The 19,831-nt window shown below is 72.4% G+C and carries 20 protein-coding genes; 14 read left to right on the top strand and 6 right to left on the bottom strand.

What is annotated here, in order from left to right; translation table 11 throughout:
- The first annotated feature begins 61 nt into the window (after positions 1-61).
- From HNR21_RS04230 to HNR21_RS04210, 5 genes are all read left to right on the top strand, one after another.
- Positions 62-952 carry an oxygenase MpaB family protein gene (locus HNR21_RS04230; RefSeq protein ID WP_182704139.1) on the top strand — a complete coding sequence of 297 codons (891 nt, stop codon included), beginning with the start codon at positions 62-64 and terminating at the stop codon, positions 950-952.
- Between the two features lie 207 nt (positions 953-1,159).
- Positions 1,160-1,471: a hypothetical protein gene (locus HNR21_RS04225; protein ID WP_182704138.1), complete on the top strand. Its 312-nt coding sequence runs from the start codon at positions 1,160-1,162 to the stop codon at positions 1,469-1,471.
- Between the two features lie 34 nt (positions 1,472-1,505).
- On the top strand, positions 1,506-2,792 hold the full coding sequence (locus HNR21_RS04220) for a hypothetical protein (protein WP_182704137.1): 1,287 nt from the start codon (positions 1,506-1,508) through the stop codon (positions 2,790-2,792).
- A complete protein-coding gene (locus HNR21_RS04215) occupies positions 2,789-3,565 on the top strand; it encodes a hypothetical protein (protein ID WP_182704136.1) in 777 nt (258 codons plus the stop codon). The genes HNR21_RS04220 and HNR21_RS04215 overlap by 4 nt, the downstream gene beginning before the upstream one ends.
- 72 nt (positions 3,566-3,637) lie before the next feature.
- Positions 3,638-4,285, top strand: a complete 648-nt coding sequence (locus HNR21_RS04210) for a hypothetical protein (protein WP_182704135.1) — start codon at positions 3,638-3,640, stop codon at positions 4,283-4,285.
- On the opposite strand, the gene HNR21_RS04205 is transcribed toward HNR21_RS04210, so the two are convergent.
- On the bottom strand, positions 4,282-4,761 hold the full coding sequence (locus HNR21_RS04205) for a YbaB/EbfC family nucleoid-associated protein (protein WP_157996112.1): 480 nt from the start codon (positions 4,759-4,761) through the stop codon (positions 4,282-4,284). The two genes, HNR21_RS04210 and HNR21_RS04205, sit on opposite strands and share 4 nt — an antisense overlap.
- 210 nt (positions 4,762-4,971) lie before the next feature.
- On the opposite strand from HNR21_RS04205, the gene HNR21_RS04200 reads away from it, so the two are divergent.
- A complete protein-coding gene (locus tag HNR21_RS04200; RefSeq protein ID WP_182704134.1) occupies positions 4,972-6,180 on the top strand; it encodes an acyl-CoA dehydrogenase family protein in 1,209 nt (402 codons plus the stop codon).
- Between the two features lie 12 nt (positions 6,181-6,192).
- Here HNR21_RS04200 and HNR21_RS04195 read toward each other — a convergent pair whose 3' ends face one another.
- Positions 6,193-6,831: a GNAT family N-acetyltransferase gene (locus tag HNR21_RS04195; RefSeq protein WP_182704133.1), complete on the bottom strand. Its 639-nt coding sequence runs from the start codon at positions 6,829-6,831 to the stop codon at positions 6,193-6,195.
- Positions 6,832-7,020: 189 nt separating this feature from the next.
- Between HNR21_RS04195 and HNR21_RS04190 the strand changes: the two genes are divergently transcribed.
- Entirely contained in the window at positions 7,021-7,728 is a 708-nt protein-coding gene (locus HNR21_RS04190) for a hypothetical protein (RefSeq protein ID WP_246441951.1), read from the top strand.
- Here HNR21_RS04190 and HNR21_RS04185 read toward each other — a convergent pair.
- The gene (locus tag HNR21_RS04185) at positions 7,715-9,511 is read right to left on the bottom strand and encodes a hypothetical protein (protein ID WP_182704132.1); all 1,797 of its coding nucleotides are present in this window, start codon (positions 9,509-9,511) and stop codon (positions 7,715-7,717) included. The two genes, HNR21_RS04190 and HNR21_RS04185, sit on opposite strands and share 14 nt — an antisense overlap.
- 101 nt (positions 9,512-9,612) lie before the next feature.
- Between HNR21_RS04185 and HNR21_RS04180 the strand changes: the two genes are divergently transcribed.
- From HNR21_RS04180 to HNR21_RS04170, 3 genes are read left to right on the top strand one after another with little or no spacing between them, the layout of a single operon-like run.
- Positions 9,613-10,287, top strand: a complete 675-nt coding sequence (locus tag HNR21_RS04180; RefSeq protein WP_182704131.1) for a response regulator — start codon at positions 9,613-9,615, stop codon at positions 10,285-10,287.
- Positions 10,284-11,726 (top strand): ATP-binding protein, encoded by a 1,443-nt coding sequence (locus tag HNR21_RS04175; protein WP_182704130.1) that lies wholly within the window; start codon positions 10,284-10,286, stop codon positions 11,724-11,726. The genes HNR21_RS04180 and HNR21_RS04175 overlap by 4 nt, the downstream gene beginning before the upstream one ends.
- A 13-nt stretch (positions 11,727-11,739) precedes the next feature.
- Positions 11,740-12,255, top strand: a complete 516-nt coding sequence (locus tag HNR21_RS04170) for a hypothetical protein (protein WP_182704129.1) — start codon at positions 11,740-11,742, stop codon at positions 12,253-12,255.
- Positions 12,256-12,300: 45 nt separating this feature from the next.
- Here HNR21_RS04170 and HNR21_RS04165 read toward each other — a convergent pair whose 3' ends face one another.
- Both HNR21_RS04165 and HNR21_RS04160 read right to left on the bottom strand, forming a co-directional pair.
- Positions 12,301-13,533: an RNA polymerase sigma factor gene (locus tag HNR21_RS04165; protein ID WP_182704128.1), complete on the bottom strand. Its 1,233-nt coding sequence runs from the start codon at positions 13,531-13,533 to the stop codon at positions 12,301-12,303.
- A 3-nt stretch (positions 13,534-13,536) separates the two neighbouring features.
- Positions 13,537-13,884, bottom strand: coding sequence for a YciI family protein (locus HNR21_RS04160; protein WP_182704127.1), 348 nt, complete (start codon positions 13,882-13,884; stop codon positions 13,537-13,539).
- A 181-nt stretch (positions 13,885-14,065) separates the two neighbouring features.
- Here HNR21_RS04160 and HNR21_RS04155 point away from each other — a divergent pair, with 181 nt between their 5' ends.
- Genes HNR21_RS04155 through HNR21_RS04145 form a run of 3 tightly spaced genes read left to right on the top strand, consistent with a single transcriptional unit; the run spans position 14,066 to position 16,657 of the window.
- Positions 14,066-14,659: a DUF1989 domain-containing protein gene (locus HNR21_RS04155; RefSeq protein ID WP_182708473.1), complete on the top strand. Its 594-nt coding sequence runs from the start codon at positions 14,066-14,068 to the stop codon at positions 14,657-14,659.
- A gap of 18 nt (positions 14,660-14,677) precedes the next feature.
- Complete coding sequence (locus tag HNR21_RS04150) at positions 14,678-15,790, top strand: oxidoreductase (RefSeq protein ID WP_182704126.1); 1,113 nt, start codon at positions 14,678-14,680, stop codon at positions 15,788-15,790.
- A complete protein-coding gene (locus tag HNR21_RS04145; RefSeq protein WP_182704125.1) occupies positions 15,791-16,657 on the top strand; it encodes a polysaccharide deacetylase family protein in 867 nt (288 codons plus the stop codon).
- A 130-nt stretch (positions 16,658-16,787) separates the two neighbouring features.
- Here HNR21_RS04145 and HNR21_RS04140 read toward each other — a convergent pair whose 3' ends face one another.
- Positions 16,788-18,335: a PucR family transcriptional regulator gene (locus HNR21_RS04140; RefSeq protein WP_182704124.1), complete on the bottom strand. Its 1,548-nt coding sequence runs from the start codon at positions 18,333-18,335 to the stop codon at positions 16,788-16,790.
- A gap of 103 nt (positions 18,336-18,438) precedes the next feature.
- On the opposite strand from HNR21_RS04140, the gene HNR21_RS04135 reads away from it, so the two are divergent.
- Positions 18,439-19,827, top strand: coding sequence for a purine-cytosine permease family protein (locus tag HNR21_RS04135; protein ID WP_182704123.1), 1,389 nt, complete (start codon positions 18,439-18,441; stop codon positions 19,825-19,827).
- The last annotated feature ends 4 nt before the right edge of the window (positions 19,828-19,831 follow it).

Below are 19,831 nucleotides of genomic sequence, written 5' to 3'. Positions count from 1 at the left end.
GTGATGTGCGCTACATGAGACAAGCCTTGCCTCTTGTCTCATGCGGTGTAAGCATGCGCTTATGAACCTGCGCGGTGCGATCGATGACGCCTACTGGGCCATGCTGGCCTCCGCCCATCTGCCGGGGGAGCAGTACACCGAACCTGTGGGCGATCCCGGGTACTTCGGGCCCGACTCGGCCATCTGGTACGTCCACGGCGACGTGTCGGGGGTGCTGGGCGGCGTCTCCGGCCTGCTCCTGGGCACCCTGAACGAGCCGGTCACGCACGGCACCAACCGGCACTCGGACTACCTGCGGGACCCCATCAAGCGGCTCGGCTTCACCGCCAGCTTCGTGCTGGGCGTGACGTACGGCTCCACCCCGGTCGCCGACAAGCTCGTCAACACGGTCCGCACGATGCACAAGCGCGTCCACGGCACCATGCCGGACGGCCGCGCGTACTCCGCCACCAGCTCCGAGGACATCATCTGGACCGGCGTCACCCAGGCGTACTCGGCCCTGCGCGCCCACGTCCGCTACCACCCCAGGCCGCTGCGGGGCCGCGACCTGGACCGGTACCTCGCCGACTACGCCGTCATCTCCGAGCGGCTCGGCGCCACCGACGTCCCCAAGTCCCGTGAGGACGTCAAGGACTACTTCGCGACGATGCGTCCCCGCCTGACCGTCAGCGAGGAGACCCTGCAGGCGGTCCGCTTCCTGCGCGGCGCCTACGGCGACGACCGGGCCACCCGGATCGGCAGCCAGATCGTCAGCCGCGTCGCCACCGACCTCCTCCCCGACTGGGCCAAGCGGCTGCTGGGCCTCCACCCCCGCACCCCCCTCACCCCCGCCCTGGCCCGCGCCGCCGGCATCGCCATCACCCGCACCCTCCGCTACGGCGTCCGCCACCGCAGCATCGAAGAGGCCCACGCCCGCGTAGGCGCCCCCTACACCCCGCCCTCCGCCCTCTGATCACAGCTCCACCGGCGGCGCCACGCACCGTACCGGCCTGCGGACGGCCCGCCCCTCCTCGATCCCCCGTGGGGCTGCCGTCCGGCGGGGCTTCCGCGCTTCTCGACGATCTGGGCGTTCGTAACCTAAGGACCGGATTCGACTTCGTTCCGTAGTATTCTCCACACGCCGATCATGGCGGCCGCCCCCAGCCGACGGAGAGACAGCGTGGGAAGTCCCGAGATCGAGTTCCGCGACAAGCAGATCGACAAGCTCTCGAGCGCACTGAAGAACGACGTCGCTCCCAAGTTCGACAACGCGCTGAAGGGCATCGACGGCGACGGCACCATCGAGGGCGGCGACTTCAGCATCGTCGGCACCGTCGCGGCGATGTCCTATCCCATCGGCCTGCAGTACGCCTTCCAGGATCTGGCGACCCACAAGAGGCAGCTGGAGAAGTACGCGGACGACGTCGCCACGACCGCCAAGCAGTTCCGGGACTCCGACCGCCACAGCACCGTCAAGCCCGGCCCGAAGTGACCTCGTCGCCCGAACGACTGGGAGGGACCCCCGCATGAGCCTCTACGGCAACGACAAGATGCTGATGGGCCTCGCGAAGACGACGGTCACCGGGGCGATGGTGGTCCTCCCGCCCGCCTGGATCGTCAACTTCCTGTTCAAGCTGTCGGAGGGCGACGCCGCCAAGCTGGAGAAGGCCGCCAAGGCCTGGGAGAAGACGGCCAAGGAGATCGACGGCATCATCGCCTCCATCCGCGACACCGGCAGGAAGCTGGCCCAGCAGGACTGGAACGCCGAATCCCGGCGGATGTTCGAGCAGAAGGTGGACGCCATGTGCGCCCAGCTCGAACAGTCCCGGGCGTTCTGCGAGGTGGTCAAGAACGCGCTGCTGGTGTGCGCCGCAGCCCTGCTGGCCTATGCCGTCTTCGCGGTGGCCATGGCCTTCTACCTGGCGGCGCAGGCGGCGATCTTCGTCGCGGCGGTGGCCGGGGTGGTCACCGCCCCCGCGGCCGGCGCGGCCATCACGGCGTCCAGCGTCTGCATGAAGATCACCTATGCGGCGACCGCCGCGCTCGGCGCCACTCTGAGCATCGCCGGATCGATCTTCGCCATCCACGCGAACGTCACCGCCAACCGCCAGGCCGAACGCGGGAACACCGAGGCCCGCGCCGACTTCAAGCAGGCCATGGTCAACGGCAGCGCCACCGCGCTCACCAACCTCGCCCAGAACGCCGCCAACACCGGCCTGGCCTTCGTCAACCGGATGGCCAACGAGAAGAACCCGGGGATCATCCCGGTGCAGAAGATCGACCTGGATGCCGACCGGAACAAGGACGGCATGTGGACGGTCGGCAACGGCGCGACCATCGGCTGGCCCAACGGAGTCCACTCCGTGGAGGTCGGCGCGAACGTCAAGTTCAGCCGGAACGACGGCGACTTCCAGTTCAACGGGTTCGGTGCCGAGGGCAAGTACACGAACTCGCCCGCGGGTGCCGCTCCCGCACTGGGGACCGGAGCTTGGAGCGGCGGTGGCAAGTTCGACTACACCGACGAGGACGGCATGTTCGAGGGACCCAAGAGCGGCGAGCTCGGCGTCGGTGTGAACGGCGGTTGGGAGCACAGCAGCACGGCGGGAGGAAAGGTCGAACTCGAAGGGAAGAAGAACTTCGAGGACGGCTCCTGGAAGGCATCCGGAAGCGCGGGCGGCACCTACCAAGGCGGTGACGTCGCCGGCTACAAAGGCGAGTACGAGAACAACGGCAAGGGCCAGGACCAGTACAAGGGCACCTTCAACAACCCGATTTACGACCTCCTCCACGGTGGCGAGGGGCAGCAGCAGTGAACGCCGTCTTCACCCTGTCCGAGCTGCACATCGAACAGGTGTCCCGGCATCTGGGGTACCGGATCTCCGACGGGCGTGAGAACGTCGTGGCCCAGGTGGAGCAGACCGAGGGGGATCGACCTGGCTGGTGGGCCAGGAACTTCCGTAACACCACCAACAACTTCTCCCGTGATCCGTCCTACGGGGCGTGCACTTCCGCGGTGACGGTGCAGGCCAGTGGGACTGACGGCACGCCGCTCTTCGCCGTCCGCAGAGGGGAGGTCGTACCCGGGCGACCAGAGCCGGTTCGGCAACCGCCCAGCCAGCCGCCGACCCGGGAGCAACTCGCGGACGGCATCTGGTGGGGCCAGGAGATCCCTTCCGGATGCCAGGTCCTCGATGCCGGTGGGACGTTGCTGGGCCACGTGGTGCGTCAGGTGAACAGGGTGATGCCGATGTCCCCCGACGAGTTCCGGATCGGCAGGACGCTGCTCGGGGGCCTGATGTACCGGGCGGTGAAGACCTACCGCCTGCACGACGGCTCGGGTCAGGTGGTCGGCGAGGCGGTCTCGCCGGAGCTCGAGACCCAGAACACTCAGGGACCGGGCATGCTCCACCTCACGGGGAAGGGGCCGTACACGATCAGTGATGCGGGCGGGCGGCAGGTCGCGCGGTTGGACGGGACCGAGGGCGGCTGTGTGGGCGAGCGCGCGGTTCTGGAGTTCGCCGGGCGGCTGCCCGACCCGCTCCGCACCCTCGTGCTGGCGTTGCCGTTCGCGATGAAGCTGGTCTGACGAGGACGGCTTCCTCCGGATCCGAGAAGTGGAGTTCGGACCCGGGTTGAACGACGGAACTGGAGCAAGGAAGTGAGCGCCGTCTTCGCTCTGCCCGTGCTGCACATCGAGCGGATCTCCCCGCATCTGGACTTCCAGATCACCGATGAGGGCGGAAACGTGGTCGCCCGGGTGGACCAGACCTCCGGTCCCCGCCCTGGTTGGTGGAAGCGCAACGTCTTCGGCATGGTGGACAACTCCCCGGCCGTGACGCTCGGCGCGAGTTCGGTCGACGGCACCTCGCTTTTCAGCCTGCACCGCGACGCCTCGGAGGGCAGGGGCGAGGGGCAGACCACCTGCCGGCTGCTGGGAGCGTCAGGAGACCCGCTGGGACACCTGGAGCGGCAGAAGGACGAGTACGTCGGAGCTTCGGCCACCCTGCCGAGCGCTCCCAGGCAGACCGTCGTCAGGAGGTACCGGCTGTACGGAAGCGATGGCCGCGTCGTTGGGGAAGCGGTTTCCGCGCCCATCGAGATGGTGTACAGGGAGGGCGGGGAGTCCATCTCCACGACGGGCGACTTCTACACGATCAACGACGCTTCCGGACAGGAGGTGGCGCGGCTGGAGGGCACCCGGCTGGGAGAGCCGAACAAGCGCTTCACCCTCAGGATCCGGCCGGGCCTGCCCGCCGACCTCCGCCTCTTCGTGCTGGCGGTGCCGTTTGCTATGAAGTTGGTTTAGCGGGGGTCGCGCGGGGGGTTCATGCCGGCGGCGATGTCCTTGGCGCGCTGCTGTTGGGCGTTCAGCTCGCGGACCATGTCCTGGAGTTGGACGGCGAAGTTGTTGCCGAGTTCCTCGACCTTGGACAGGAGGGCGGACGGGTCGGCGAGGATCTTCTCCGGGTCCTCGTCCTTGGTGCCGTAGAGCTCTGCGGCCATGGCGGCGGCCTGGTCCTGGAAGTCCTTGAAGGCGGCGTTGACGGCCTTGCGGATCTCGGCGCTGATGTCCTCCAGCGGCATCCGCAGCACGCGGGGGTCCATGTCCAGGGCGGTCAGGCCGCCCTCGCTGTCGACCTCGGCCACGATCCGGCCGTCGGCGGCCTCGCCTCTGCCGCGTATCTGGGACATGCGCTCCTGGAAGCCGCGCATGCGCTCGGCGTCCTGTTCCATCGCGGCCTGGAACCTGTCGAAGCTCGCACTTCCGAGGGAGTAGTCCATTGCGCCTGAAGACCTCTGCGGACGGGAACCTCGGGAGATCATGCCAGATCGGGCGCATGGCCGCACGATCCGTGACCGATTCGGCACCGGCCCCGCGGCCGGTCCGGAGCGGGCGCCCCGCGTCGTCGGACCGCCGGATCGGGGGAGGGGATCGCTCGCTACGCTCAGCGCGTTGAACGTCGTTCGGTCGAGTCGGGCAAGGAGCCGGTCGTGGACTTCACGCATTCGCCGCGGGCACAGGAGTACATCGAGCGGGTCACCGCCTTCATCGACGCCGAGATCGCGCCGCGGGAGCCGGAGTACTACGCGACGCTGCGCTCCCAGGACGACCGGTGGGCGGTGCCGCCGATGATCGAGGAGCTCAAGGCCAAGGCCCGCGAGCAGGGGCTGTGGAACCTCTTCCTGCCCGACTCCGAGCACGGCGCCGGGCTGAGCGTGGCCGAGTACGCGCCGCTGGCCGAGCTGATGGGGCGGTACCTCTTCGCGCCCGAGGTGTTCAACTGCAACGCCCCCGACAGCGGGAACGCCGAGGTCCTGCTGCACTACGGGAGCCCGGAGCAGCGGGAGCGGTGGCTGAGGCCGCTGCTGGAGGGGCGGATCCGGTCGGCGTTCTGCATGACCGAGCCGGCGGTGGCCTCCTCCGACGCCACCAACATGCGGGCCACGGCGATCCTCGACGGCGACACCGTGGTGCTGAACGGGCGCAAGTGGTGGAGCACCGGCATCGGGCATCCCGACTGCAGGTTCGTGATCTTCATGGGGCTGACCGATCCGGACGCCCACCGGCATCGGCGGCACTCGATGGTGCTCGTCCCGCTCGACGCCCCGGGCGTGAAGATCGAACGGATGCTGCCGGTGATGGGCTACCACGACGAGCCGTACGGGCACGGCGAGGTGTCGTTCACCGACGTGCGGCTCCCGGCGAGCGCGATCATCGGCGGGCCCGGCCGGGGCTTCGAGATCGCCCAGGGCCGGCTGGGGCCGGGCCGGATCCACCACTGCATGCGGCTGATCGGGATGGCCGAACGGGCGCTGGAGCTGGCCTGCCGCCGTGCCACCGAGCGGGTCGCGTTCGGCAAGCCGCTGGCCAACCTGGGCGGCAACCGGGAGCGCATCGCCCGCGCCCGCATCGCGATCAACCAGGCCCGGTTGCAGGTCCTGCACTGCGCCTGGCTGCTGGACACCGCCGGGGCGCTCGGGGCGATCAGCGAGCTCTCCCAGGTCAAGGCGGCCGTTCCCGCCATGGCGCAGGAGGTCGTCGACATGGCCATCCAGCTCCACGGCGGCGCGGGCCTGTCCGACGACGTGCCGCTCGCCGGTTTCCTGACCGCCGCCCGCGCCCTGCGCATGGCCGACGGCCCCGACGAGGTCCACCTGGGCGTGGTCGCCCGCATGGAGCTCGGCCGCTACCGCACCTGAAGGGCGGGGCGGTCAGGGCGTCCAGACCATCGTCTGCTGGTGGACGCGCCTGCCCTGGTAGCGGACGCCGGGGACGAGCGGGGTCGGGCCGTGCCTGACGAAGCCCATGCGTTCGAAGAACCGTACGGCGCGGGTGTTCTCCACCAGGGTCTGCAGGTGGCAGCCGGGGGAGCCGGTCTGCCTGAGCCGGTCCTGCCAGGCGCGCATCAGGCCGTCGGCGGCGCCCTTGCCGCGGGCCTCGGGCGCCACGTTGATGTGCAGGTGCGCGGGCCAGCGTTCGTCCTCGAAACCCGACGCGGTCGGCCGGCGGCGGACCGCCGCCCAGGCCGCGTCGACCATGCTGCGGGCGAAGAAGGCCATGGGCCTGGGGCGCAGCAGCAGCCGGTGCCTGCGGATCGCCTGCTCCATGAGCTTCGCCTCGTCGGGGAACGACGAGCTGTCCAGGCATCCGGTCAGGTAACCGACCATCGCCCCGCCGTCCACGGCGATGAGCAGCGAGTCCGGTTCGAACTCCATGTAGGGGTACAGGTAGACCGCCGCCTCCGACTCCATGTGCCCCCACAGCGAGGCGCTCGGAGAGCCCTCCCCGGCCCGTTCGAACAGCGCCCGCAGTTCATCCCGGTCGGCTTCCGTGAACGTCCGGATCTCCATCACGTCTCCCTCGCCGGAACGGTGTGCGCGCCGAACGGCCGCCGAGCCCCGGAGCCGTTCGGTCGGGGTGAGGGCGGTCGCCCTCCCAGGGTGCACCCGGACGGCGGCGAACGCATTCGCCGCGCGAGGCGGCGGGGACGGCCTGTTCCCGGGTGGGTGAAATGCGGTGTTGTGAGGGTGTCTAACCTCATGGGGGTGATGGAGGGGCTGATCATCGGCGCCCGGTTCAACGGGCCGCCGGACTCGGGAAACGGCGGATACGTGGCCGGGACGCTGGCCGCGCGGCTCGGGGACCTCGGGGATGCGGCGGACGGCGTGACCGTCGTGCTGCGCAACCCGCCGCCGCTGGAGGTGCCGTTGCGGGTGGACGCCGGGGACGGCGGCCGGCTGCGGCTGTACGACGGGGAACGCCTGCTGGCCGAGGCGATGCCGGGCAAGGTCGAGGCGTCGCCGATTCCGGCCGTTGCCTACGAGACGGCGGTCACGGCGGCGGCCGGGTACCCCGGCAAGGGCGGGGACACCCCGTTCGCGCGGTGCTTCGTGTGCGGGCCCGCGCGCGAGGACGGGCTGGGGCTGACGCCGGGGCCGGTGGACGCCGGCACGATGGCGACGCCGTGGACGCCGGACGCGTCGCTGGAGATGGGACCCGAGATCGTCTGGGCGGCGCTGGACTGCCCGGGCGGCTGGGCCACCGACCTGCTGGCCCGCCCCGCCCTGCTGGGCACGATGACCGCCCGGGTGACCGCCCTGCCGGAGGCCGGGGAACGCTGTGTCGTCCTGGGCCGGCTGCTCAGGCGGGACGGGCGCAAGGCGTTCGCCGCCAGCACCGCCTACGGCGAGGACGGCCGGCTGCTGGGCCACGCCGACCAGGTCTGGATCGAGTTCACCCCCCGGTAGCCGGGCACGCCGGGTCCTGCCAGGCCACCCACGGGGTCGTCCAGGCGTGTCCCACGTACGGGCGCCAGCCGGGCGGCCTGCCGGGCCAGGAGTCCTGGACGGAGGTGCCCGCGGGCAGGGGTACGACGACCGTGCACACGCCCGGGGCCGGTCGTTCGGTGCGGGTGGAGATCCAGGTCATACGGGTCCACCACACCGCGTACGTCAGCCGCACCGGCACCACCCAGAACAACGAACGGTCCAGTGCCACACCGCCTGCGGCGGGGCCGGGCAGTACGGGTGCGGGCCGGGCACGGCGCTGGTCGAGACCCACGATGAACGTCATCGCCGCCAGGTTCACCGCGACCAGCCCGGCCGCCACCGCCAGTGCCCCGAGCCGTCGCAGCACCAGGAACCCGGCGAGCAGTCCCAACGCCACCAGCGACGCGCGCCCCAGATGGAACGCGGTCCGATCAGCCGCCAGGAACGAGGTCTCCGGAAAGTCGAACCCGATGTAGAGATGGGTCCGCAACCGTTCCCCCGCATAACCGCGGACCCACGCTCCCGTGGTGACGACCGTCCCGGCCGCTCCGGCCCCCAGCCAGACGGTGCCCCTTCGTGCGAGAGCGGCCAGGCCCGCCAACGTGTAGGCCAGCGCCACGCACGACAGGTAACGCCCGTAGGCGAAGTTGCCCACCCGGTGCTCGTCCGGCAGCGCGGCCGATGCGGCATAGGCGATCCCGCAGGTCGTCACCAGTAGCACCAGTGCCATGAGGCGGGTCTCCGGCTCGACACGGCGCCGCACCACCACGGCGACCGTGGCGGCCAGACCGATCCCCGCCAGCCCCCATGTCCCGACGACCAGGTACCAGATCTGCCCGGCCGTCCCCGACAACGCCCACGCCTGCCCCTCGAGCGTCGTCACCCGTTCGACGATGTTGGCCGTCAGGTCCCGCGTCCCCCGCGGATACAGAGCCGAGCGCACCCGCGCGTTCAACATCGCCCCCGCGGCACATCCCGCCCCGGTGACCAGCACCCCCGCCAGGACGGGACCCACACCGGCACGCCACCGTGGCAGGAGGCCCGAACGCTCTCGCGCGTCCGGACGTGTCCCGGCGATCCGGTCGGGGGCGGCGCGCCGTGACACCTGCCACGGCATGAGGCGACGCCACAGCAGGAACGCCAGCGTGAGGAGGTGCACCGCCAGGAGCACGGTGCCTCTGGAGTGCATCGTGTGCGCGTACGCGGCCGACAACGAGGCGAGGACCGGCGCTCCCGGTCGTTCGTCCCGCGTGCAGCGGTCCAGGGCCAGCAGCCAGGCCAGCACCAGGACCGGGAGGACCGCGTCGGTCAGGGCGTACGAGCCGAAGAACGTGGCCGCCGGCAGCAGGGCCGCCGCCCAGGCCGCCGGGAGCGCCGGCCGGCGGCGCATTCCCAGGCGTCGCAGTGCCAGGTAGCCGAGCGGGAAGGCCGCCGCGCCGATCACCGCGTTGATCGCGATGGCCAGCGTGTAGACGTTCACCGGATCGTCCGTCAGCCAGTACGCCGGCACCAGCAGCAGCGAGTATCCGCCCTGGTAGAAGGTGTTGCCCGACATGTCGGCGGCCGGGCCTCCGGCCAGCCACCGCGCGGCGACCAGGTAACCGGTCTCGTCCGGTTCGGCGGCCGGCCACACCCGCGCGCGGGCGAGCCACAGCCGGACGGCCACCTGGGCGGCGTAGCCCGCCACCAGCAGCCAGGGCAGGACGTTGCGGCGCCGGGACGAGACGGGAGGGGCGGAGGCGGGGGCCGGGACGGTGGACATGCGCCCCAACGTCCCGGCCGTCCGTCATCACGATGTCCGGGAAATGTCCGGATCTCGTGACATGCCGGAGGCGGGGAGGTGGACTGCCCGATACTGACCCGGTGGCGAACATCATCCTCGTCGAGGACGACCCCTCCGCCCGCACCGCGCTGGAACTGGCGCTCAGCCGCCAGGGGCACAGCGTGACCTCGCGGGCCACCGGGGAGGAGGGGCTGGAGACGATGCGGGCGCGGCGGCCCGAGATCGCCGTGCTCGACGTGATGCTGCCGGGCATCGACGGCATCGAGGTCTGCCGGCGGGTCCGGCGGACCGACACGCTGCCGGTCATCCTGCTCACCGCGCGCGGCGACGACCTGGACGTGGTGCTGGGCCTGGAGGCGGGCGCCGACGACTACGTGGTCAAGCCGGTCGAGCCGCGGGTGCTGGACGCCCGGATCCGCGCCGTGCTGCGCCGCGCCGACCGGACGCCGTCGGACCGTTCGGTGTACGGGGACCTGGTGATCGACCGTACGTCGCTCAAGGCGACCAGGAAGGGCGCCGACGTCCGGCTCACCCCGACCGAGCTGCGGCTGCTGCTGGAGCTGTCGCGGCGGCCGGGTCAGGCGATGACCCGGCAGCAACTCCTGGCCGCGGTCTGGGAGCACACCTATCCGGGTGACTCGCGGCTGGTGGACGCGTGCGTGCAGCGGGTCCGCGCCAAGATCGAGGACGAGCCGGCGAGCCCGCGCCTCATCGAGACCGTGCGCGGTTTCGGGTACCGGTTCGTGGCCCCGTGAGGTGGCCGCGCCGCTGGTACGCCGGGCTGCGGGTGCGGATGGTCGCGGCGTTCACCGCGGTCGCGCTGGTCGCCTCGGTGCTGGCGTCCGGCATCGCGTACGTCCTGGTGCGGCGGGCGATGCTGGAGCGCACCCAGGAGGCGGTCCTGAGCGACGTGCGCCAGGCACTCGAACGGCTGGTGCCGACCGAACTGCCGCCGGACGCGGGCCACATCGTCGCCCGAGACCTGGAGAACGCCCTGCGCACCGCGGACGGGCGGGTCAAGGCGTACGCGGTGCCACCGTCGCCCGACGGGAACATCCCCCTGCCGGAGCAGGGGCGGCTGCATGTCGTGCCCGGCCGGGAGTTCGCCCGGGCCGTCTCCCGGGGGCTGGTCTACCAGCGGGTCGTCCGGGCCGGTGAGCCGTACCTCCTGGTGGGCGCGCACCCCGCCGGATACCGGACGACGGCGGGCGAGCCGCAGCGGACCACCCCTCCGGTGCTGCTGGTGTCGGTCAGCCTGGCGCGCGAGGACGCCGACCTGCGCGCGTTCACCCGGGCGATGGTGATCGCCGACGCCGCCGCCCTGGTCCTGGCGCTGGGGCTGGCGCTGTTGGCCACCCGGGCGCTGCTGCACCCGGTCCGCGCGCTGCGGGACGCCGCCCGCTCCCTGGGGGCCGGACGGCTGGAGGCCAGGGTCCCGGTCCGCGGCCACGACGAGCTGGCCGACCTCGCCCGCACGTTCAACCGGACCGCCGAGGCGCTGGAACGCACCGTCACCGAACTGCGCGCCAAGGACGCCGCCTCCCGCCGTTTCGTCGCCGACGTCTCCCACGAACTCCGCACCCCGCTGACCTCGATGATCGCCGCCGGGGAGGTTCTGGACGACCGGGACGACACCGCGACGCGCCTGGTGGTCGGCGAGACCCGCCGGCTGGCCGCACTGGTCGAGCACCTCATCGAGATCAGCCGCTTCGACGCCGGCGCGGCGGCGCTGGTGCCCGACGACGTCCTGGTCGCGGAGGCCGTGGCGGCGACCCTGGACGTCCGCGGCTGGACCGACCGGGTGACGGTGGACGGCCCCGCCGGCCTGGTGGCCCGCGTCGATCCCCGGCGCCTGGACGTCATCGTGGCCAACCTGGTGGGGAACGCCCTCGGGCACGGCCGTCCCCCGGTGCGGCTGTCCTTCGCCCCCGACGTCCGCGACGGCCGGCCGGGCTTCGTCCTCACCGTCACCGACCACGGACCGGGCGTCCCGGACGACATGATCGGGTCGATCTTCGACCGCTTCGTCAAGGCCGAGGCCGCCCGGACCCGCAGCGACGGCAGCGGCCTGGGCCTGTCGATCGCCCGCGAGAACGCCCGCCTGCACGGCGGCACCCTGGAGGCCGCCAACGCGCCCGGGGCGGGGGCGGTCTTCACTTTGTGGCTCCCCGCGCGACCCGAGCACACGTCATGAGAGGCGGACCGTCGTGAGACGACCCCGCGGCATTGCGCCGATCATGGTGGCCGCCCTGCTGGCGGCCGGCTGCGGCATCCGGCCCACCGGCGTGGTCGGGGCGGGCGACAGGCCGACCGTGGGCGCCCGCACCGGCCCGATCACCGTGTACCTGGTGCAGGGCGACCTGCTGGTCCAGTCGGTGCGTCCCGGCCTGCCCGGGCATCCGTACCACGCCCTCACGCAGCTGGGCATGCCGCCCACCGCGCACGAACGCGCCCGGGGCCTGCACAGCGAGATCCCCGTCAGGTCGATCGTCGCCAGGGCCGACCGCCACCGGCCGGACGAGGTGTCCTTCGAGGTCGAAGGCGACATGATCACCCTGAGGGGGCTGCGGCGCAGGGGCTGGACCCGGCTCGCCCAGGGGCAGGTCGTGTGCACCGCCGCGGCGATCCCGGGCATCGCCCAGGTCACCCTGCTCTTCGACGACGGCAGCGGCGCCTTCCTCGTCTGCGACAACTTCTCCGACCTGCTGTCCGGACCCGCGTAGCCGGCCGCCGGTTCCGTGGGATCCGTGCGGACCGGAGGAGCGTGGTCAGGGAGCCGTGGGGCCGGTGAGGGAACGGCGGCGGCGCGACAGGTGGGCGCGTTCGGTCTCGTTCCGGGTGAGGGCGATCGCCCGTTCGTAGGCGTCGGCGGCCTCGGCGGTGCGGCCCAGGCGGGCCAGCAGGTCGGCGCGGATGGCGTGGAACAGGTGGTAGCGGTCCAGGGGAAGGTCGTCCAGCAGGGCCAGGGCGGCTTGCGGACCCTCGACCTCGGCGACCGCCACCGCGCGGTTGAGGGCGACGACCGGGGTCGGGGTCATCGACAGCAGCAGGTCGTAGAGCTGGAGAATCTGCCGCCAGTCGGTGGCCTCCGGGGTGGGGGCGTCGCTGTGCACGGCGTTGATGGCGGCCTGGATCTGGTACGGACCGGGGCGGTCGCGGCGCAGGCACCGGCGGACCAGGGCCTGGCCTTCGGCGATGAGGTCCCGGTCCCACAGGGAGCGGTCCTGCTCGGGCAGGGGGACGAGGCGGCCGTCCGGGGCGGTGCGCGCCCGGTGGCGGGACTGGAGCAGGAGCAGCAGCGCCAGCAGGCCGATGACCTCGGGTTCGTCGGGCATCAGCTCGGCGAGCAGCCGGGCCAGCCGGATCGCCTCCCGGCACAGGTCCTCGCGGGTGAGGTGGTCGCCCGCGGTGGCGGTGTGGCCCTCGTTGTAGATCAGGTAGACGACGGCCAGCACCCCCTGCAGCCGATCGGGCAGGTCGGCGTCGCGGGGGATCCGGTACGGGATGCGGGCGTCGCGGATCTTGGCCTTGGCGCGGACCAGCCGCTGCGCCATGGTGGACTCGGGCACCAGGAACGCGCGGGCGATCTCGGCGGTGGACAGCCCGCCCAGCAGCCGCAGGGTCAGCGCGACCCGGGCGGCCGGGGCCAGGGCCGGGTGGCAGCAGGTGAAGATCAGCCGGAGCCGGTCGTCGTGCACGGGTCCCTCCTGCGGGGCCGGTTCGCCGGCGACCGCGAGCAGTCGCGCCGCCTCGGCGTGCTTGGCCGGGCGGTGGGCCTCCCGGCGCAGCCGGTCGACCGCCCGGTTGCGGGCGGTGGTGATGATCCATCCGGCCGGGCCGGGCGGCGGCCCGGAGGCGGGCCAGCGGCGCACCGCCTCGGCGAACGCGTCCTGGACCGCCTCCTCGGCGAGGTCGATGTCGCCGAACGCCCCGACCAGCACCGACACCGCCCGGCCGTACTCCCGCCGGAAGATCCGCTCGATCTCCTCCCGGGCCACCATGGCTCAGAACGCGGCCACGACCGGCCGCACCTCGATCGGCAGGCCGAGCACCCCGGCGAGCCTGCGGCCCCACTCCAGCGCGGCGTCCAGGTCCTCGGCCCGGATGACGGTGAACCCGCCGACGTGCTCCTTGCCCTCCACGTACGGGCCGTCGGTCACCAGCACGTCGTCGCCCTGCGGCCGCAGCACGGTCGCGTGTCCCAGCGGGTGCAGCGCCGCCGCGAACACCCACGCGCCCGCCGCCTTCATCTCCTCGTTGAGGGCGTTCAGCTCCTTCATGATCGGGTCCAGCACCTCCGGCGGCGGAGGGTCCCCCACGGGCTGCTGGATGCTGAGGATGTACTGCTGCATCGCTTGCTCCTTCCCGTTCTCACCTCCTATACGAACGGGTCTCCTCCAGAACGACACCTCCGGCCGGACTTTCCGCGCATCCACCGATTGATGGACGAACCTCCAAGAGGGGGTTGGAACCCTGGAGGAAGATCCATCGCCTGAACGCCTCCGGGGATGTTGTGCTGGATCCGTGAAGACGATGACGGGGCGAACGGTGGTCCCCGCCCGGGAGGGACGCGCCGTGCAGGTGGCGGCCGGGCGGCGGGTGCGGGTGGTCGATCTGGAGGGCGGGCAGGTCGGCGACCTGTTCGCGTTCGCCGCCGGGGACGTGACCGAGCAGTTGTCGGCGGCGCACACGCGGGCGGTGACGAGCCGTCTCTTCCCGCGGGTCGGGGAGGCGTTCGTGACGAACCGGCGGCGGCCGATCCTGACCCTGGCCGACGACTCCTCGCCGGGCGAGCACGACATGCTGATCGCCGCCTGCGACCCCGCCCGGTACGCGGCGCTCGGGGCGGCCCCCGGTCACGCCTCCTGCGCCGAGAACCTCGACCGGGCGCTGGCCGGGCTGGGGCTGGCCGTCGAGGTGACGCCCCAGCCGGTGAACGTGTTCATGCGGATCCCGGTGACGGGGTCGGGGCGGCTGGAGTGGCTGCCCGCCGCGAGCCGCCCAGGGGACTCGATCACCTTCGAGGCCGCCATGGACTGCGTCGTCGTGGTCTCGGCCTGCCCGCAGGACCTGGTCGGCATCAACGACGGCGGCCCCACGCCGCTGGCGATCGACGTACTGGACTGAGGAAGGGAACGACGCGAGATGACCGCAGCGCTGGAGCCGGGACGGATCGGCGGACTGGACCTGCCCAACCGGCTGGTGGTCGCGCCGATGACGCGGGTGTCGGCGATGCCCGACGGCACGCCGACCGCGGAGATGGCCGACTACTACGCCGAGTACGCCGAGGGCGGGTTCGGGCTCGTCATCACCGAGGGCACGTACACCGACACCGCCTACAGCCAGGGCTACCTCAACCAGCCCGGCATCGTGAACGAGCGGCACGTCGAGGGCTGGCGGGAGGTCACCCGCCGGGTCCACGAGGCCGGCGGGCGGATCGTCCTGCAGCTCATGCACGCGGGCGCGCTGTCGCAGGGCAACCGCCACACGCGCGAGACCGCCGGGCCGTCGGCGGTGCGGCCGCGCGGGGAGATGATGCCCGCCTACGGCGGCCACGGGCCGTGGCCCGTCCCGCGCGAGATGAGCACCGTGGACATCAAGGAGGCCGTCACCGGTTTCGTCACGGCGGCGGCGAACGCGCGCCAGGCCGGGTTCGACGGCGTGGAGGTGCACGGCGCCAACGGCTACCTGCTGGACCAGTTCCTCACCGACTACACCAACCGGCGCGAGGACTCCTACGGCGGGCCCGTCGCCAACCGGATCAGGCTGACCGCCGAGGTGGTGGCGGCGATCCGGGCCGAGGTGGGCGCGGACTGGACGGTGGGGGTGCGGCTGTCGCAGACCAAGGTGAACGACTTCGAGTACCGCTGGCCGGGCCGCAACCACGACGCCGAGATCATCTTCGCCGCGCTGGCCGACGCGGGCGCCTCCTACCTGCACATCGCCAGCGAGGGCCGCGACTGGCTGGAGACGGCGCGGCTGGACGGCGGCGTCACCGTCACCGGGCTGGCCCGGCGGGTCGGCGGCGTCCCGGTGATCGCCAACGGCGGGATGCACGACCCGGACCGCGCCGCGCAGGTCCTCGGCGACGGGCACGCCGACTTCCTGTCCCTCGGCCACGGCGCCCTGGCCAACCCCGACCTGCCGCGCCGGCTGGCGGCCGGGGAGCCCCTGGTCACGTTCGACCGCGAGATGCTGGAGCCGTTCGTCACCATCGACAACGCCCGCCGCTGGCGGCTCATGGCACGGGACCGGTAAATGAACGACACCTGGCACGGCGGTGCGGCGGCCGTGGTCGCGCTGACCTTCGACGTGGACGCCGAGACGCCGATCCTCGCCCAGGGCGGCCGGTACGCCCGGCACGCGAGCACGATGTCGCACCAGTCCTACGGCCCGGACGTGGGGCTGCCCCGCATCCTGGACCTGCTGGACGAGATGCGGGTGCCGGCGACGTTCTTCGTGCCGGGCTGGGTGGCCGAGCGCCGTCCCGGCCTGGCCGCCTCGATCGCCGAGCGCGGCCACGAGGTGGCGCACCACTCCTACGCCCACCGCCCGCCCACGTCGATGACCCCACAGGAGGAACGCGCCGACTTCGAACGCGCCCTGGAGGTCTTCCAGGCCCAGGGCGTCGAGATCACCGGGCACCGGGCGGCGCTGTGGGAGGCCACCTGGCTGACCACGGAACTGGTCGCCGAGTACGGCCTGCGCTACGACTCGTCCCTGATGGGCGACGACCGGCCCTACCGCGTGCCCGCCGCCGGTGGTGAGATCGTCGAACTGCCGGTGCACTGGTCGCTGGACGACTGGGAGCAGTACGCCTACCTCCCCGAGCCGCACGTCGGCTCGGTCATCGAGTCCCCGGCCAAGGTCCTGGACCTGTGGCGGGCCGAGCTGGACGGCATGCGCCACTACCGCTGCCTGTTCAACCTGTGCGTGCATCCGTTCCTGTCCGGCCGTCCGGGTCGCGCCCGGGCCCTGCGGGCCTTCATCGAGTACGCCCAGGAGTGCGGCGACGTCTCCTTCGCCCGCTGCCGGGACATCGCCGCGGCCGCCGCGGCGGACCCGTCCGTCCCGGCCCGCCCCCACCGCCCGCCCCAGGTCGATCCCGCCGTTCATCCCGACTGACCCGGCAGGGCCGTCGGGATGCGGGCGGCGGCAGTCCGTTCGTTCCCGCCGACTCGGCCGGCGGGGTGGCCGTACCGAGCCCGGCGTGCCGCCGTCGCTGTCCGGTCCGGCGGGCGGGCGGGCGGGGCGGTCACAGCAGGTCGGCGGCCTCCAGGGCGAGGAACAGGTCGACCCGGTCGGGGGTGCGGTTGACGTCGCGTCCGGTGAGGTCGGCGATCTTGGCCAGGCGGTTGCGCAGCGTGTTGACGTGGACGTGGAGGGCCGTGGCGGTGGCGGCCCAGTGGCCGTCGTGGTCCAGGTAGGCGCGGAGGGTCTTCTCCAGGTCGCCGCCCCGGGCGGCGTCGTGCTCGCGGATGGGGGTCAGGACGGTTTCGGTGAGGACGCGCAGGGTGTCGGCGTTCTGCATGCCCAGCAGCAGGCGGTAGGTGCCCAGGTCGGCGTACGCGCGCACGGCGGGGCCCGGGGCGGTGCGGCGCAGGGTGCGGCAGACCTCGCGGGAGCGCACGAGGGGCTCGCGGAGGGACGCCGAACCCTGCGCGGTGCCGCCGAGGCCGACGACCGGGCGGCGGTCGGCGAACCGGTCGTGCACGGCGGCGACGAGACGTTCGGCCAAGGGGTGTTCGGGGCCGCGCCAGGAGAGCACGGTCACGACGTCCTGGGAGCCGGCGGCCACCACGGCGGGGACGCCCTCGGCGGCGAAGAACTCGCCCACCACCTCGGCCAGTCCCGGCAGGGTCGCCTCCGCACCGGCGAACGCCAGCGCCCACACCGCCAGCGGACCGTCGGGGTCCACGCCGAACGCGCGCAGCCGTCCCGGGACCTCCGCCGCCCGCGCGCCGCCCGACAGCACCATCTCCAGCAGCTCGCTGGCGAACCGCATCTCGATCGCCTGCACCGCCTGCTGCTTGGCGACCTCCAGGCTGAGGAAGCGGGCGGCCTGCTCCAGCGCGTCCTGCTCCAGGCGGGACAGCTCGTGCACCGGACGCAGGCAGACCAGCGCGGCGTCCACGTCCCCGACCGCGCCCACCAGGAACAACGAGGCCCGGCCGGCGGAGCCCAGGTCCAGCTCCAGCGGCGGAGGGCGGTGCGTCAGCCCGGTGGCCACGGCGCGGAGCGCGCCCGCGTCCAGGTCGGCTCCGGCGATGGCCAGCGGCCGGCCCATCCGGTCGACCACCGCCAGCGGAAGCTCGTGCTCGCGCCGCAGCACCTGCAGCACGCCCGACGCGCCCGCGCCCCGCGAGATGGCGGTCGCCAGCGCGTCGCCCCGGCGCACCATGCCGACCAGCGCGGACTGGCGTTCCTCCGTGTAGAGGGCGGCGACCTTCTCCGAGATGGCGGTGAACGGGACGGCGGGGGAGATCTCCAGCAGCGGCACCCGGGCGTCCCGGCACGCCTCCACCAGCTCGGGCGGGGTCACGGGGGTCTCCTGGCGGAGCCCGAAGACGATCCCCGCGGCGTCGGCCCGGCGGACGTTCGCCACGAACTCCGCGGGTGCCACGCGGTCCGCCCACAGCCCGTTCGTCAGCACCAGCTCGCGGTGCCGCACGTACCGCGAGGGGTCGGGCAGCTCGGTGTTGTGGACCCAGGCGACCGGCTCGTCCAGTGCCCCGTCCGGGCCCGGCACCAGCACCCGCAGCTCCAGCGAGGGATCCTCCACCAGCGTCCGCAGCGTGAACACCCTGTGAATCTAACCAACCGAACGCCGTATCGCTAGAGGATCCTCCACTTCATCCTGGTCCGGGCCGCTGCTTTTGTGGTGCGCATCACGGACGGAGGAAGCCATGTCCACAACCGCACGCTTCGACGAGCACGGCATCGAGCCGATCCCGGCGACGTCCCGGGACTCCACGCCCTGGCAGCAGTTCTGGATCTGGTCGGGGGCCAACATCGCCCCGATCAACTGGGTGCTCGGCGCCCTCGGCGTCACGCTGGGGCTGAGCCTGGTGGAGACGCTGATCGTGGTGGCCCTCGGCAACCTGGTCGGCTGCGCGATCTTCGGCCTGTTCAACGTGATGGGCCACCGCACCGGCGTCAACCAGATGGTGCTGGGCCGCGGGCCGTTCGGCCGCCGCGGCGCGCTCGTCCCCGGCGTCGTGCAGGGCCTGCTCACCATGGGCTGGGTCGGGGTCAACACCTGGGTGGTGCTCGACCTGGTGATCGAGATCCTGGCGCAGCTCGGCGTGCACGGCGGTACCGGGCTGAAGTACCTGGTCGCCGCGCTGATCATGGCGGTCCAGCTCGGCCTGGCGCTGTACGGCTTCTACGCGATCCGCACGTTCGAGAAATGGACCGTTCCGGCCACCGTGCTGGTGATGGCGGTGATGACGGTGCTGGCGCTCGGCCGGGCCGAGCCGGACTGGACCGCCGCCACCGCCGAGGGCGCGGCCGACAAGTTCACCGCGGTCACCCAGCTCCTCACCGCGATCGGCATCGGCTGGGGCATCAGCTGGCTGCCGTACTCGGCCGACTACAGCCGCTTCGTGCGCCCCGCCGCGTCGGACCGCGCGGTGTTCTGGTCCACCGCGCTCGGCATGTACGTGCCCACGGTGTGGCTGGCGGCGCTGGGCGCCTGCCTGGCCAGCGCCGGCGCCGGCAGCGACCCCTCCACCCTGGTGACCGACGCGTTCGGGGTGATGGCGCTGCCGGTGCTGCTGCTGATCATGCACGGGCCGGTGGCGACCAACATCCTCAACCTGTACTCGTGCTCGCTGGCCGCCCTGTCGGTGGGCATCCGGATCGCGCGGTGGAGGCTGACCGCGGTCGCCGGGGCGGTGGCGTCGGCGGTGCTGGCGGTGTTCGTGCAGGCCGACAGCTTCGCCCGGGCGTTCGACCACTGGATGGTGTCGATCCTGGTGTGGATCAGCCCGTGGGCGGCGATCGTCCTGGTGGACTTCTTCGTCCTGCACCGCGGCCGGATCGACGTGGCGGCGCTCTACCGGGACGGCGGGGTGCACCGCCCGGCGATGATCAGCCTGGGGCTCGGCCTGGTCGCCGGATGGGCCTGGCAGTACGGCATGGTGCCCGCCCTGCAGGGGCCGATCGCGCGGGCTCTGGGCGACACCGACTTCTCCTGGCTGTCGGGCGGACTGGTCGCGGGCGGGCTGTACTACCTGCTGGCGACCCGTGCGCGGGCGCGGGCGGCGCGCGTGCTGGAGCCGGTGGCGCGATGATCGA

Source organism: Thermomonospora cellulosilytica, assembly GCF_014138835.1.
Lineage (GTDB): Bacteria > Actinomycetota > Actinomycetes > Streptosporangiales > Streptosporangiaceae > Thermomonospora > Thermomonospora amylolytica.
The sequence above is the reverse complement of the archived record's forward strand: the minus strand, read 5'-3'. Positions and strand labels throughout refer to the sequence as shown.